Raw genomic sequence first — 14,152 nt, 5'->3', positions numbered from 1 at the left:
CCTGACCTCGAACGGGGACGGGAGGTTCGACTCCGCGGTCGCCACTCTCGCCGACGGACGCGAGCTCGTCATCCGCGCGGCATCCGACGATGCCGCCGCGCGCGAGCTCGCCGAGGAGTCCCTGGCGCTGCGCGCGCTGACGGCCGGCGCCCGCGAGATGCTGCCGTTCCAGGTGCCGACGCACATCGGCGAGACGACCGTCGGCGAGGCCAGGGCGCTGGTGACCGACCTGATGCCGGGGTTCCAGATCGAGGCCGGCGACATCCCCGCCGGACGGGGTGCGGCCGTGTCGATCGGCGAGGCGATAGCCGCCGTGCACTCGCTGCCCGCGTCGGTGGTGCGGGCAGCGGGGCTCACGGTCCGCGACGCCGCGACCGTGCGCGCCGAGATCCAGCAGCTGATCGACCGCGCGGCCGGCACCGGACGTGTGCCCGCCCGCCTCACGGCGCGGTGGCGGGACGCGGCGGCCGATGACGAGCTGTGGCGCTTCGAGGCCGCCGTCACGATGGCGGGTCTGCAGGCGCAGTCGTTCCTCTTCGAGGACGACCCGAACGACGGGCCGCAGGTGACCGGGGTGATCGGTTGGCGCGGGCTGACCGTGAGCGATCCCGCCGAGGACCTGGGATGGCTCTCCGGTGCCAGGGACGCCGCCGATGACGTGTTCGCGGCGTACGTGTCCGCGTCGTCCCGCGCGGCCGACGACGCGCTGCGGGTGCGCGCCCGGCTGCACGCCGAACTGGAGTTCGCCCGCTGGCTGGTGCACGGCGACGAGCTGCGCCGACCCGACATCGTGGACGACGCCGCCGGGCTGCTGGAGTCCCTCGCCGACGGGCTGCGCAGCGACGACCTGCGCGTGGTCGCCGCGTACACCGGCGGGGTCGACTCGGCGCTCGACGTGCTCGAGCAGACGCCCGAGACGGCGGCCAACGCGATCGACACCTCGATGCAGACCGACGCGTACCGACCGGAGGATCTCTGGCTGGACGAGGCCGAGACGGGCGAGGACGACGCTGCCGCGTCCGACGCTGAGGAGGCCGGCGATGCGGAGGGCTCCGAGCCCGCGGGCGCGGAGGGCGAGGACAGCACCTCCACCGAGCAGCACGGCTCGTGGGAGCAGGACACGCAGGACCTCGGCGAGATCAGCGGCGTGCGCGGCTCGACGCATCGCGACGGGGAGACCGGTCCGGTCACCGCTGAGCCGGATGCGCCGAGCGACATCGACTCGGCCGAGGAGGCTCAGCGTGCGGCGCGCGCGGCGCTCCAGCGCTGGACCAACTCCGCCTCGGAGTAGATCCGGTCGCCGCGGATGACCAGGTCGTCCGCCACGTAGAACAGCGCGACGTCGATCTGGTCCAGCGGCATGCCGAACCGGCGGTGGTATGCGACCCGGTAGAGGGCGAGCTGCAGCATCCGCTCCTCCTTCTCCTGCGCGGTGCGCGGCGCACGGCCCGTCTTCCAGTCGACGATCTCGATGCGACCGCCGCGATCCTCGCGGCGGTAGACAGCATCGAGCTTGCAGATCACGATGTGGCCCGTCCCTGCGCCCTGGGTCATGGAGCCGCTTGACGTATCGGCGCCGAAGGCGAAGTCGATCTCGATCTCCACCGCGATCGGCTGCAGCGCCGCCCACTCACTGCGCTCGAAGATCTCGCGGAGCGCGGCCAGCGCCTGTTCGTCATCGCCGCTCACCGCGACCACGCCGGAGGCCTCAGGCGCATCCTCATCGAGCTCCCACAGCGCGCTCTCGGCCGCACCCGCGCCGACGAGACCGGAGCGGTGCTCCACCCAGGCGTGGAAGAGCGTGCCGATCCTGGTCTGCGTGTAGGGACGCTCGGGCATCGGACGACCGAGGTCGCGCAGGGTGCCGCGATAGTCGGTCACCCAGTCCTTGAACCGCGAGGCGGGCACGCGGGTGGGCGCCTCGCCGCCTGCGCCGCGCAGGCGCTCCGCGCGCTCGGCGAGTAGACGCTCGAGCTGCACGGTCGGCTCGGGAGGAGCGGCATCCATCGCCGCACGCACCAGACCCGCCGCGTCGGTGACGCGACTCCGCCTGGCCCCGAGGGGATCGAGCGGCCACGCCGCGGTCATGCCCGGTCCCTCATACGGGTTGTCGTCGGGATCGACGTCGCCGATCGGGTCGAGGCCGAGCACGTCGATCGCGTCCCGCAGATAGGGACTGGCCTTGCGGGGCCTGGTCTGGCCGGCCCAGTGGGCGCCCGAGAGCAGCAGATCCTGCCGTGCCCTGGTCACCGCGACATAGGCGAGCCGGCGTTCCTCCTGCTGTTGATAGTCGCGGTACTCGTTCTTGAAACGACGCAGCGCACCGCCGTGCGGGAACGCCTTGGTGACGCCGGCCGCCAGCGCGTCCAGCGCGGCCTTGTGCCGCTTCGCGGGGGCGTCGCCGGCAGCATCCATCTCCGACTGCGGATCCCAGCGGAACACCGGAAGGGCGTCGCGATCGCCACGCAGCGCGAACGGGACCACGCCGAACCCGAACCAGCCGGACGTGTCGCTCACCCGGCTGGGCAGCTCGTCCTCGACCAGGCGCACCACGGCGACGGCATCCCACTCCAGGCCCTTCGAGCCGTGGATCGTGAGCAGCTGCACGACGCCGGGCTCGGGAGGCTCGGGCCGGGGCATGAGCTCGTCGGTGCTCTCGGCCTTGTCCAGCCAGGCGAGCAGGCTGCCGATCGTGCCGCGATCATCGGCGCTGAGGAACGCGCGCACCTCGTCGGTGAACGCCCGCAGCTGCGTCGCCGCGACGCGGGCGGGGCCCCTCGTCTCGTTCGCGGCGAGCTCGATGTCCAGCCGCAGCTCCAGTTCGATGAGACGGAGCAGCTCCGGGATCGGCAGGCCCGCCGAGCGGCGCAGCCGCTCGAGGATCTCGCCCGCGGCTCGCAACCGCGCCCTTCCCCCGGGCGTGATTCCGGCGATGAGGCGGTAGTCGTCGGGGGCGGCGCGGAGGAAGTCGACGGCGTCGACGATCGAGACCGCCTCGTCCGCGCCGCGCGAGGAGCGCAGCCGCTGCTGCACCTCGTCGGACAGCGGGCTGAGGTCGGCGTCCCGTCCGGCGAGCGCGGATGCCAGGTCGTACAGCGCCGCCATGTCGGCTACGCCGATCGCGAAGCGCGGCCCCACCAGCATCCGGATCAGCGCGGAGCCGGCCGTGGGGTCGTGGATGACCCGCAGCATGGAGACGACGTCGACGACCTCCGGGGTGGACAGCAGGCCGCCGAGGCCCAGGATGCGGTGCGGGATGCCGCGGCGCGCGAGCGCGCCGGCGAAGGTCTGCATGTGCCGCTTGGAGCGGAACAGGATCGCCCCGGTGTGCGCGCGGTCGGCGCCGGATGCCGCGTGCTCCGCCCTGCGCTGCTCGAACCACGCGCTCACCTGCTCGGCCTCGTCGTCGACCGTGTGCGGGAAGAGCACCTCGACCCGGCCTGCACCGGCACCCGGCCGCGGCTCGAGTGCGGGCACGTCGAGTCCGGGGCGCTTGAGCGGCTCCAGGATGCGGTTGGCGACGTCGAGGATGCTGCTGTCGTTGCGCCAGCTGGTCATCAGACTGTAGGTGGTCGCGGACCGCTCTTCGGCGAACGCCCGGCCGAAGGCGTACAGGTTGTCGGCGCTCGCGCCGCGCCAGCCGTAGATGGACTGGTGCGGATCACCGACCGCCATCACCGCACTGTCGCGGAACAGCGCCGCGAGGAAGCGGGTCTGGATGACCGAGGTGTCCTGGTACTCGTCGAGCAGCACGACGCGGTGCTGCTCGCGCAGCTCCGCGCGCACATCGGGGGCGGTCTCGACGATGTCGAAGGCGCCGCCGACCTGATCGGCGAAGTCGAGCACGCCGCGCCGCTCCTTCTCGGCGATGTACTCCCGCACCAGACGCACCAGCACCGGCATGCTCAGCAGATTGAGCGCCGCTGTGTCCACGTCGCGGTTGCTGCGGTAAGGCTCGAAGGCCGCGGCCTGCTCCACGGCGATGCGCTCGACGGCATCCAGGTCGACGCGATGGTCGAGCACCTCCGCGGCGAGCTTCTGCACGGCGTCGATGACCGTGCCGAGCGCGCGGTCGATGTCCTCCAGCCCCGGCACGTCGGCGCGGAGCACGACGGCGCGGGCGATCAGCCAGGATGCCGACTGGCTGAGCATCGCGGCCTCGGGGTCGCGTCCGATGCGGGCTGCGTGCTCGCGGACGATGCCGTCGGCGAAGGCGTTGTAGGTGGAGACCCGCGGGCGGATCAGCAGATCCTCCGCAGAGCGGGGCGTGCGCGGATCCCAGCCGGTGTCGTAGCGCGCGGCCAGTTCGTCGAGCACCTGAATGCGCACCGCATCGCGCTGCACGCCCGGTGCGGCGTCGTGCACGCGGCGCAGGGAATCCGTGGCGACGAGCTCCGGAAGGTGCGGGAGCAGGCCGCGCCGGCCGAAGTGGTCGATGGTCTCCAGACGTGTGCCGATGCGCTCGGCGAGCTCGCCGGCCGCCTTGCGCGTGAACGTGAGCCCGAGCACCTCGTCCGGGCGCACGTGCCCGTTGGCGACGAGCCAGACGACCCGGCCGGACATGGTCTCGGTCTTGCCGCTGCCGGCCCCCGCCACGACCAGCGCCGGGGTGGGCGGGGCCTGGATGACGAGCTGCTGCGCGTCGGTGGGGACGGGCAGTCCGAGGGCGAGTGCGATGACCTCGGCGGAGATGGCGGACGGCACCGCCCAGTCGGCGGCCGTGCTCACGCGCTCACCGCCGGGACCGTGTGGATGTGGCACGGGGTCACCCGGACGAGCGTGTCGGCGCAGTGCGCCTCCACCTGGGCGGTGAAGCTGCTGGCGGCCATGCCGCGCCCCGCCTCGGAGACGCGGTGCAGGAACGCTGCCCTGGCCTCGTCGTCGAGCGTGTGCTGGTGTGCCACCCGGTAGTCCGCCCTGCCCACGGTCTTGGACACGATCACGAGGCGCGCGCCGGTGAGGGCCGCGGGCGGGGCGCCCTCGATCAGTCCCTGCTGCACGGCGATCTGATAGGCGGCGAGCTGGGCGTGCTCGCGCACGTTCGCCTCGGTGTCTGGCTCGTACTTCCCGGTCTTCAGGTCGACCACGATCACCCGTTCACCGTCCTGGCCTTCGCTCATGCGGTCCCACTTCTGCCCGCGCGCGGCGTCGTGCTCGCCGGCGCCGGACGGGTACACCTCGACGCGGTCGATGACGCCGCTCACCACCGCGCGCGGCGGGATGCCGGCCTCCGGCGCCCCCGGCTGCTCGTGCGCGCCCGCGTCGCCGCCGTCCGCGAGCCGGGAGCCGGACGCGTCCTCGGCATCCGGCAGCACCTGCTCGGTGTCCAGATCGACGGCGAACCGGAATCTCGCCTCCGCCCCCACGACCCGTCCACCGTCACGGGCGGTCTCGCCGAGGTACGAGTGCAGCCGCTGCACGTACAGGTCTGCGCGACGGCGCTCCTTCCGGCCGATCCACTCGGTCTCGAAGTCCAGCTCCGGCCAGTGCTCGTCGACGATCGCCGTCATCGCGGCCAGGTCGCCGTCCGGCACCTTCTCCATCGCCTCGTGGACGATCGTGCCGATCCCGGCCGAAGGCGGAGCGACCGTGTCTCCACCGAGCGCAGAGACGACCCAGTTCAGCCCGCACTCCTCGAAGGCCTCGAGCCTCGACGGCGACACCTTCACCGGCGCCGCCGCGAGGTCGCGCAGCGGGGCGGCGCTCGACACCTCGGTCACGCCGTACCAGTCATCGGGCGATGCGCCCGGCACCCCCGCCTCGGCGAGCAGGCGCAGCTGCCCCGCTGCGGCGACGCGTTCGGCTGGATCGGACGCGGTGGTCAGGGTGCGGCGATGCCGCGCCACCAGTCCGCGCAGTGTGAGCGGATGCGCGAACCGCTGCTCCTCGGCCTCCAGCGGCGGCGGTGCGGGCAGGAACGAGAAGAACGGACTGGGCGTCATGTCGTCGTCGTCCACCGCCGAGACCACCAGCCGCGTGCGCGCCCGCGACAGCGCGCGCACGAACAGGCGCAGTTCGTCATGCAGCGCGGCACGCCGGCGGTCCAGCACGCCGGGCACCACCTCGGGGTGCCCTTCCCGCGTGGCCGCGAGCCACTCCCCCAGACGCCAGGTCTCCAGCATCCCGCCGCGCAGGCGCACGTTCGGCCAGATGCCGTCCTGCACACCGGCGACGACTACCGCCTCGAACTCCGCGCCGAGCGCCGACGCCGGGGTCATCAGCGTGACCAGGCCCGGCCGGTCCGGAGTGGAGAGGGTGTCCTCGGGGACCTCGCTGTCCAGGATGTCGCGGATGAACAGAGCGGGCTTCTCCTGCGGCGAGCGCTCCACGAACCGCTTGGCCGCGTCGAAGAGCGCCACCAGGCTGTCCAGCGCGCGGGCGATCTCGGACCCGCCGGGCTGATCGGCGGCCGCGCGCCAGGCGGTCTGCAGCGACGTGCCGCCGATCGACCGCGCACGATCCCACACGCGCCAGAGCAGCTCGTGGATGGTCTCGCCCGCGTCGCCCGCGGCCTCCAGCTGGGCGAGGGTCTCGGCGAAGCGCTGCGCGACGCGGGCCTCTGGCGCGTCGACGCGATCGAACAGGTGCGGGAACTGCAGCGCCTCACGCAGCAGCTCCCGGGCGGGCGTGGATCCGCCGCCGGCGAGCTCCACGTGCCGCAGGCGGGCGCGAAGGCGCCGCAGGCCCACGGCATCCAGTCCCCCGAACGGCGAGACGAGAGCCTCGGCGAGCAGGTCCGACGGGCGATCGGCCGCGGGCGTCAGCCCCAGCCGGACGATCTCGACGATCTCGCGCACGGTGCCGTCGCTGCCCAGCGGGCGCGGCACGCCGGCGGCCCGGGTGGGCACCTCGCGTGCGGCGAGCTCGGCTTCGAGCATGACGATCTGCCTGGTGTCGTGGGCGATGACGGCCATGTCCGTCCAGGCGATGCCGTCGCTGAGATGCCAGTCGCGCAGCGTGGCGGCGATCCGGTCGATCTCCTCGTGCGGCGAGGGGGCGATGAGGGTGCGCACGGCGTCGCCCGTCATCTCTCCGGGTGCGCGACGGTGATCCACGCGGCCGGCGACGCCGATCGCCTGCGTGACGGTCCTGGTCAGGGCGGTGAGCGCCGGGCTCTGCCGATGCGCGGTGTCGAGCACGTGCACATCGCCGAGCACCTGCGCCAGCTCGGCGAACAGCTGCGGGCTGGCGCCGCGGAACGCGCCGGACGAGATGTCGGGGTCGCCGAACGCGAAGACGGCGACCCCGCGCTCGCGCAGCGCTCGCACCAGGCGGATGCCGCCGCGGGTGAGCTCCTGCGCATCGTCGATGAGCACGGTGCGCAGCGCTGCGAGGGGACCGAGGGACACCGGATCCGCCGCGCCCAGGATGCCCGTCGCCTCGGACAGCAGCTCGGGGATGTCGCGGTGGGCGACGCGCATGCCGTCCATCACCTCGCGGTACTCGGCGAGGAAGTCCGCCGCCGCCTGCCACACCTCGCGGCCGGAGTCCTCCAGCTCGCCCGGCCGCACGCCCAGTTCGGTGCACTCGGCCAGGAACGCGCGCAGCTCGGAACGGAAGCCCTTCGACGCGCGGACGGCCGGGCTGAGGGTGTCGGGCCAGCGGCGCGCGTCGTCCTCGGCGTCGCCCGCGAGGAGGTCGGCGAGGATGCGGTCCTGGTCGGCGCCGGTGAGCAGCGCGGGCGGATCCTGCCCCTCGCGCACCATGGCGCCGCGGACCAGCTGGAAGGCGAATGATCCCAGCGAGCGCACCAGCGGCCCCGGGGTCGCCTGGTCGACCCGCACGCCCACCCGGTCGCGCAGTGCGGTGGCCGCCTGGCGGCTCGGCGTGATCACGAGCAGCTCCTCGGGGAGCATCACGCCGTCGAGCAGGTGCACGACGCGGTCCACGAGCGCGGCCGTCTTGCCCGTGCCCGGTGCGCCGATCACGACGCCGGATGCCGTGGGGTCGGCGTGCACGACGACGTGCTGAGCGGCATCCGGGATCATGTCCTCCACGCTAGCGGCGGGTGCCGACAGCGTCGGTCCATCGCGATGTGCGCCCAGGGCGAAATCGGCGCTGCCGCCGGGCTCGGCGTCCGGGCCAGCGGGTAGAGTCGACCGTGTTCGCAGACATCTGAGGAGATCGCGTGGAAATCCGCATCGGCATCGTCAACACCGGTCGTGAGCTGAGCTTCGAGACCAGCACCAGCGCCGACGAGATTCGCTCGCAGGTGGCCGGAGCGCTCGAGCAGAACGCCAGCCACCTGAGCTTCACGGATGCGAAGGGCAGCTCGTACATCGTCCCCACCGCCAACCTCGCCTACATCGAGCTGGGCACCGAGGAGTCGCGCCGCGTCGGCTTCGTCGCCTGAGATGTACATCCTGCTCGCGCTGATCGCCGCCTGCGCGCTGGGCATCGGACTGCACTTCGTGCTGCCGAAGCGCGATCTGCGCGGGGTCGCCGTGACACCGGGGATCGCGACCGCCGCCGCGGCTGCGATCTACACGGTCCTGCAGTGGGCGGGTGTCGCCGAAACCAGTGCGTGGCTGTGGTTCGCGAGCCTGGGTGGCGGGCTGCTGCTGGCGGCCGTTCTGACCGTGGCGATCAGCGCGGTGCGCACACGCCGCGACGCGGCGGCGAAGCAGGCGCTCGGCATCTGACGCCACGAGGGCTGACGCCGCGAGGGCGGATGCCGCGAAGGCGGATGCTACGAGGCGAGCCCCATGGCGTCCATGCGGCGCGCATGCGCCCCCATCAGCTCGGTGTAGACCGGCTCGATGCGACTGTCGTCGGCCTCCAGACGACCGGGGCGCAGCGCATCCCTGCACACCAGCAGCGTGTCCCCGACCAGTCGGCGCCCCCACATCGACAGCAGTGAGCGCCACTCGTGGTCGCTCTCGATGGTCTCCCGGATGATCGCGACGATCTCGTCACCGGCATCCGGCTGACGCAGGATCTCCGCGACCTGCTCCCCGGTGCGACCGTAACTGGAGGCCAGCGCGAGGTAGAAGTCGTCCAGCATTCCGGCGGTGAGGTGGACCGCGAGCAGCGTCTCCTCCTGGCGGACGCCGATGGTCTTGCGGCGGAAGGCGTCGAGGTTCTCCCGGAACGGGAGCATCACCTCGGTGGGGTCCTCCCCCTGCTCCGCGATCACCTTCACGATCCCGCGGTGCTTGTCGAGCGCCGCTCCCGCGGCGCGGGAGAGCGCCTCCTTGCGGGCCAGGGACTGCGTGCCGCGGATGCTGCGGCTGAGCGTCTCGAAGTAGCCCAGCTGCAGGTAGGCGGCCTGTCCGAGGAAGCGGTTCAGCTCGGGCGCGAGCTCGGCGAAGTCCACGCGCTGCGCGCCGCCGTCGTCGCCCCTGCTGCGCAGGGTGAGCGTGCGTCGCTGCGGCTTGCGCTTCCAGAACCAGTTGACCACCCGCCCAGACTACCGGCCGCGGTGCCGGAGCCTGCGGAGGAACGGACCCGCCTCCGGTAGGCTGTTCCTGTCCTGCCATCGGAGCAGGACCCCGCGCCTGTGGCAGCAGTTGACGGCGTGGATCGTAACGAGGCGCCGCTCGCACGGCAGACCGCCGCGCACGCGCCGGACAGGCAAAAGACAGACGTGACATCATTCGCTGATCTCGGAATCGATCAGGACATCCTCGACGCACTCGCCGCGAAGGGCATCGTCGACGCGTTCCCGATCCAGGAGCAGACCATCCCCCTCGGCCTCCCCGGCCAGGACATCATCGGCCAGGCCAAGACCGGCACCGGCAAGACCTTCGGCTTCGGCATCCCGGTGGTGCAGCGCCTGGGTCAGGACCCGGAGCCCGGGGTCAAGGCGCTGATCGTCGTCCCCACCCGCGAGCTCGCGGTGCAGGTGTACGAGGACATCGACATGCTGACCTCGAACCGCTCCACCAGCGTGGTCGCCATCTACGGCGGCAAGGCGTACGAGGGTCAGATCGACCAGCTCAAGGCCGGAGCGCAGATTGTCGTCGGCACGCCGGGTCGTCTGATCGACCTGGCCAACCAGCGTCTGCTCGACCTGTCGCACGCGACCGAGGTCGTGCTCGACGAGGCCGACAAGATGCTCGACCTCGGCTTCCTGGCCGACATCGAGAAGATCTTCTCCAAGGTGCCGGCCGTGCGCCACACCCAGCTGTTCTCGGCGACGATGCCCGGCCCGATCGTGGCGCTGGCGCGCCGGTTCATGACGAACCCCATCCACATCCGCGCGAACGACCCCGACGAGGGCCTCACGCAGGCGAACATCAAGCACATCGTCTACCGCGCCCACTCGCTGGACAAGGACGAGGTCATCGCCCGCATCCTGCAGGCCGAGGGTCGCGGCAAGACCGTGATCTTCACCCGCACCAAGCGCGCCGCGCAGAAGCTGGTCGATGAGCTGAACGACCGCGGCTTCAACGTCGGCGGCGTGCACGGCGACATGGGCCAGGAGCAGCGCGAGCGCTCGATGGCGGCGTTCAAGGCCGGCAAGCGCGACGTGCTGGTGGCCACCGACGTCGCCGCCCGCGGCATCGACGTCGACGACGTGACGCACGTGATCAACCACACCATCCCGGACGAGGAGAAGACGTACCTGCACCGCGCCGGCCGCACCGGCCGCGCAGGCAAGACCGGCATCGCGGTCACGTTCGTCGACTGGGAGGACCTGCACAAGTGGGCCCTGATCAACCGTGCGCTGGACTTCGGCCAGCCCGAGCCGGTCGAGACCTACTCGTCGAGCCCGCACCTCTACACCGACCTGAACATCCCCGAGGGCACCAAGGGCCGCCTGCGCACCGCACCGAAGGCCGAGAAGGCTCCGTCCGAGCGTCGCCAGCGTCAGCCGCAGAAGGCAGCGGATGCCGCCGCAGAGGGCACCGATGAGGGCACCACCCGTCGCCGCCGTCGCCGCCGCCGCGGCTCGGGCGGCGAGCAGGTCGGCGCGACCTTCGCCGAGGGCGCCGAGACCACGGCATCCGCTCACGCCGAGAGCGCACCCGCCGCAGGCCGCGACGCGGACGGCGCCGGCACTCACGACGGCGATGCCACCAACGAGCACCGGGACGGAAAGTCCGCCCCGCAGCGCCGCCGCCGTCGCCGCCGCTCCGGCGGTGCCGCGCCCACCGGCGCCTGACGATCACTCACGCAGCAGCCGCGCGTCCCGATCCGGGACGCGCGGCTGCTCTGCTTCGGGGGTGCGCCCGGCTGACCTGCGTCCCAGCTAAGGGCGCCGAGGCGGCGCGCCCGTGCCTCGGGCGATGATCCGGGCGACCATCTCGTCGGAGGTCGTGTTCTCACCGGGCAGGTTGGGCTTACCCGCGCCGTGGTAGTCGCTCGAGCCCGTGATGATGAGGTCGTGTCGCGCCGCGATCTCGCGCAGCGCCCGCTTGCCGTCCTCGGTGTTCTCGCGGTGGTCGATCTCGAGTCCGCCGAGCCCTTCCGCGACGAGCCGGTCGAAGAAGGAGACCGGCATCATCCGGTCGCGGCCGGAGGTCGCCGGATGCGCGATCACCGGCACTCCCCCGGCGCGCGTGATCAGCCGCACCACGGTGAGCGGGTCGGGCGCGTAGTGCGGCTCGTAGTAGCCGGTGCGCGGATGCAGGATGCCGTCGAACGCCTCCGTGCGATCGCGGACGATCCCGCGCGCCACCAGTGCGTCGGCGATGTGCGGGCGGCCGACCGTGGCATCCGGCGTGGTCTGCAGCAGCACGTCGTCCCAGCTCAGCTCGTAGTCGCGGGCGATGCTGCGCACGATCCGCTCGGCGCGGCCGACCCTGTCCTCGCGGATCCGCTCGGTCTCGGCGACCAGCGCCGGATCGGTCGGATCGAACAGGTAGCCCAGCACGTGCACGCTGCGCCACTCGTGCCGGGAGGAGAACTCGATGCCGGGGATGAACGTCATCCCCAGCGCGACCGCGGCGTCGCCCGCCTCCTGCCAGCCCGTGGTGCGGTCGTGGTCGGTCAGCGCGACCGTGCGGATGCCGTGGGCGTGGGCCGCCCGCACGACGTCGGCCGGGGACTCCGTGCCGTCGGAGTGGTTCGAATGCAGGTGCAGGTCGCTCGGACCGGAGACGGTGGAGTGGGCGCCCTGGGTCATCCTCCGAGCGTACCGCCAGGGGTGTCACAGCAAGATTCGCCTAGGCTTTCGGACGATGCTACGTCTGGTCGGAATCCTCATCACCGTGCTGTTCGCGATCGCGACGGCGGTGCTCGTGTGGCCGCAGTTCTTCCACCTGGAGGACACGTTCCCGATCGCCCAGATCATCGCCTCCCGGGCACTCGTGATCGGCGCGTTCCTGGGCGTCGCCGTGCTCGCGCTCCTTCTGCTCATCGCACGGCCGCTGCGCGGCTTCGCGGCGTCGATCCTCATCGTCGCGCTGCTCGGAGCCGGGGCGACGGGCCTGGTCGGCGCCCTGCGCGGCGTCGGGACCGGCGCGCTGCCCGCGAAGACGGATGCCGCGCTGCGCGTGCTCACCTGGAACACCAACGGCGCGGCCGTGTCCGCCGAGCAGATCGCGAAGGTCATCGAGGAGCAGCAGGTCGACGTCGTGGCGCTGCCGGAGACCTCGGAGAAGGTCGGCGAGCGCATCGCTCTGATGATGCGTCAGGCGGGCAACCCGATGTGGGTGCACAACGTGAACATCCGCCCCGACGTGTCCAACGGCCCGCAGGCGTGGCAGACCACGATCCTCATCTCCGCCAAGCTCGGGAACTACTCGGTCATCGAGTCCTCCCGTGACGGATCCAGCAACACCGGATCGGTGCCGAGTGTCGTGGCGATGCCGGTGAGCGGCAAGGGCCCCACGATCGTGGCCGTGCACGCGGTCGCCCCGCGCGAGAAGGCCATGAGCCGCTGGAAGTCGGATCTGGCGTGGATCGCCGACCAGTGCCCCGCCGGGGACTTCATCCTCGCGGGCGACTTCAACTCGACCCTCGACCACATGGCCTCCTTCGGCGACGCCGGCGGCACCATGGGGCGCTGCCACGACGTCGCCAGCAGCACCGGGAACGGGATGCTGGGCACCTGGCCCGCGAGCGTGCCGGCCCTGCTCGGTGCGCCGATCGACCACATCATGGCGAGCGAGAGCTGGCGAGCCACCGGATCCGAGGTCCTCGAGGATGCCGGCGGCAGCGACCACCGCGCGCTGGTCGCCCAGCTGGAGCCGGTCTCGCCAGGGCACTGAGACCGCCTCTCTGGCTATGTACGGCAGATTGCCGTACAGTGGATGACATGACCACCGCGACGAAGGACAGCCGGCTCGAGCTGCGGCTCTCGAGCGCTCAGAAACGCGAGATCGAGCAGGCCGCAACGATAGAGGGTCGCACTGTGACCGAGTTCTCGGTGCCCCTGCTCGTCGCGGAAGCCGCGGATGTGATCCGTCGACAGCGGGAACTCCGGATGTCGGATGAAGCGTGGGAAGCATTCAACGACGTACTGGATCGACCCGCGCAGTCGCTCTCCGGGCTCAAGGAGCTGTTTCGCAAGCCTTCGGTGTTCGAGGGTTGACCAGGTTCTCCTCGCCCCGCGCTCCCCTCGGGACCGACCCTGTTCGAGAATTCCGCTCCGTCGAGGAGTCGCTGAACACCTGGCTCAGAGATCGCGCGCTGAGCAATGAGCGTGCAGGCAACTCCCGCACATTCGTCTCCGTCGACATCGACACGGGTCTCGTCGCCGGCTACTACTGCTTGTGCGCAAGTGCCCTCGTGCACGATGATGCCAACGCCGCCCTCAAGAGGAACTCTCCGAACCCGATCCCTGTCATCCTGATCGGCCGCCTGGCAGTCGATGAGCGCTATGAGGGCGTGGGCCTGGGGCGGTCCCTGCTGCGAGACGCCCTCAGCAAGGCCGTGACCGCGGCGCGAATCGTCGGCGCGCGTGCAGTGATCGTGCATGCCCTCAACGAGTCCGCCGCCGCGTTCTATGAGAAGTACGGATTCGCGACCGTGCCGCACGGCGAGCGTGTCATGTACATGCTCATGAGCGACATCGAGAAGTCACTCGGTGAACTGCCTGGCGAAGAGGCCCACGAGACCACCTGAGCACGAAGCGGGCTCCCTGCGTCGATGAGACAATGGAGCACATGACCAGCGCTGAGAACGACACCGTCGTCGAGACCCCGACCGACGCTCCCAAGGATGCCAACAGCTCCCGCAAGCAGCCCTTCCCGCAGGGCTTCCT

General features: G+C 71.6%; 11 protein-coding genes. 7 read left to right on the top strand and 4 right to left on the bottom strand.

The genetic code is table 11. The annotated features are described in order from the left end of the window. Nucleotides 1-1,291, top strand: a 1,291-nt coding sequence (locus BGN97_RS12025; RefSeq protein WP_363331430.1) for a phosphotransferase, incomplete at its 5' end; no start/stop codon positions are given. Here BGN97_RS12025 and BGN97_RS12020 read toward each other — a convergent pair. Together BGN97_RS12020 and BGN97_RS12015 are read right to left on the bottom strand one after the other, a co-directional pair. Continuing rightward, nucleotides 1,237-4,728 (bottom strand): ATP-dependent DNA helicase, encoded by a 3,492-nt coding sequence (locus BGN97_RS12020; protein ID WP_292701741.1) that lies wholly within the window; start codon nucleotides 4,726-4,728, stop codon nucleotides 1,237-1,239. The two genes, BGN97_RS12025 and BGN97_RS12020, sit on opposite strands and share 55 nt — an antisense overlap. Next, nucleotides 4,725-7,988 (bottom strand): ATP-dependent DNA helicase, encoded by a 3,264-nt coding sequence (locus tag BGN97_RS12015; protein ID WP_292701737.1) that lies wholly within the window; start codon nucleotides 7,986-7,988, stop codon nucleotides 4,725-4,727. The genes BGN97_RS12020 and BGN97_RS12015 overlap by 4 nt, the downstream gene beginning before the upstream one ends. A gap of 140 nt (nucleotides 7,989-8,128) precedes the next feature. On the opposite strand from BGN97_RS12015, the gene BGN97_RS12010 reads away from it, so the two are divergent. Both BGN97_RS12010 and BGN97_RS12005 read left to right on the top strand, forming a co-directional pair. Beyond that, nucleotides 8,129-8,353, top strand: a complete 225-nt coding sequence (locus BGN97_RS12010) for a DUF3107 domain-containing protein (protein ID WP_285633794.1) — start codon at nucleotides 8,129-8,131, stop codon at nucleotides 8,351-8,353. 1 nt (nucleotide 8,354) lies between these two features. Further along, nucleotides 8,355-8,642, top strand: coding sequence for a hypothetical protein (locus BGN97_RS12005; RefSeq protein ID WP_292701732.1), 288 nt, complete (start codon nucleotides 8,355-8,357; stop codon nucleotides 8,640-8,642). A gap of 47 nt (nucleotides 8,643-8,689) precedes the next feature. On the opposite strand, the gene BGN97_RS12000 is transcribed toward BGN97_RS12005, so the two are convergent. Beyond that, nucleotides 8,690-9,400, bottom strand: a complete 711-nt coding sequence (locus BGN97_RS12000; protein ID WP_285633800.1) for a ferritin-like fold-containing protein — start codon at nucleotides 9,398-9,400, stop codon at nucleotides 8,690-8,692. 186 nt (nucleotides 9,401-9,586) lie between these two features. Between BGN97_RS12000 and BGN97_RS11995 the strand changes: the two genes are divergently transcribed. After that, on the top strand, nucleotides 9,587-11,107 hold the full coding sequence (locus BGN97_RS11995; RefSeq protein WP_292701726.1) for a DEAD/DEAH box helicase: 1,521 nt from the start codon (nucleotides 9,587-9,589) through the stop codon (nucleotides 11,105-11,107). A gap of 87 nt (nucleotides 11,108-11,194) precedes the next feature. Here BGN97_RS11995 and BGN97_RS11990 read toward each other — a convergent pair whose 3' ends face one another. Beyond that, entirely contained in the window at nucleotides 11,195-12,070 is an 876-nt protein-coding gene (locus tag BGN97_RS11990; RefSeq protein ID WP_292701723.1) for a PHP domain-containing protein, read from the bottom strand. Between the two features lie 55 nt (nucleotides 12,071-12,125). Between BGN97_RS11990 and BGN97_RS11985 the strand changes: the two genes are divergently transcribed. From BGN97_RS11985 to BGN97_RS11975, 3 genes are read left to right on the top strand one after another with little or no spacing between them, the layout of a single operon-like run. Continuing rightward, the gene (locus BGN97_RS11985) at nucleotides 12,126-13,157 is read left to right on the top strand and encodes an endonuclease/exonuclease/phosphatase family protein (protein ID WP_292701720.1); all 1,032 of its coding nucleotides are present in this window, start codon (nucleotides 12,126-12,128) and stop codon (nucleotides 13,155-13,157) included. Between the two features lie 47 nt (nucleotides 13,158-13,204). After that, complete coding sequence (locus tag BGN97_RS11980) at nucleotides 13,205-13,480, top strand: DUF1778 domain-containing protein (RefSeq protein WP_292701717.1); 276 nt, start codon at nucleotides 13,205-13,207, stop codon at nucleotides 13,478-13,480. Then, the gene (locus tag BGN97_RS11975; protein WP_292701715.1) at nucleotides 13,477-14,013 is read left to right on the top strand and encodes a GNAT family N-acetyltransferase; all 537 of its coding nucleotides are present in this window, start codon (nucleotides 13,477-13,479) and stop codon (nucleotides 14,011-14,013) included. Before BGN97_RS11980 ends, BGN97_RS11975 begins: the two co-directional genes overlap by 4 nt. The last annotated feature ends 139 nt before the right edge of the window (nucleotides 14,014-14,152 follow it).

Origin of the sequence: Microbacterium sp. 69-10, assembly GCF_001897945.1 — a bacterium.
In the GTDB taxonomy this organism is placed as follows: domain Bacteria; phylum Actinomycetota; class Actinomycetes; order Actinomycetales; family Microbacteriaceae; genus Microbacterium.
Note: the sequence above shows the minus strand (reverse complement) of the source record. Positions and strands in the feature narration are given on the sequence as shown.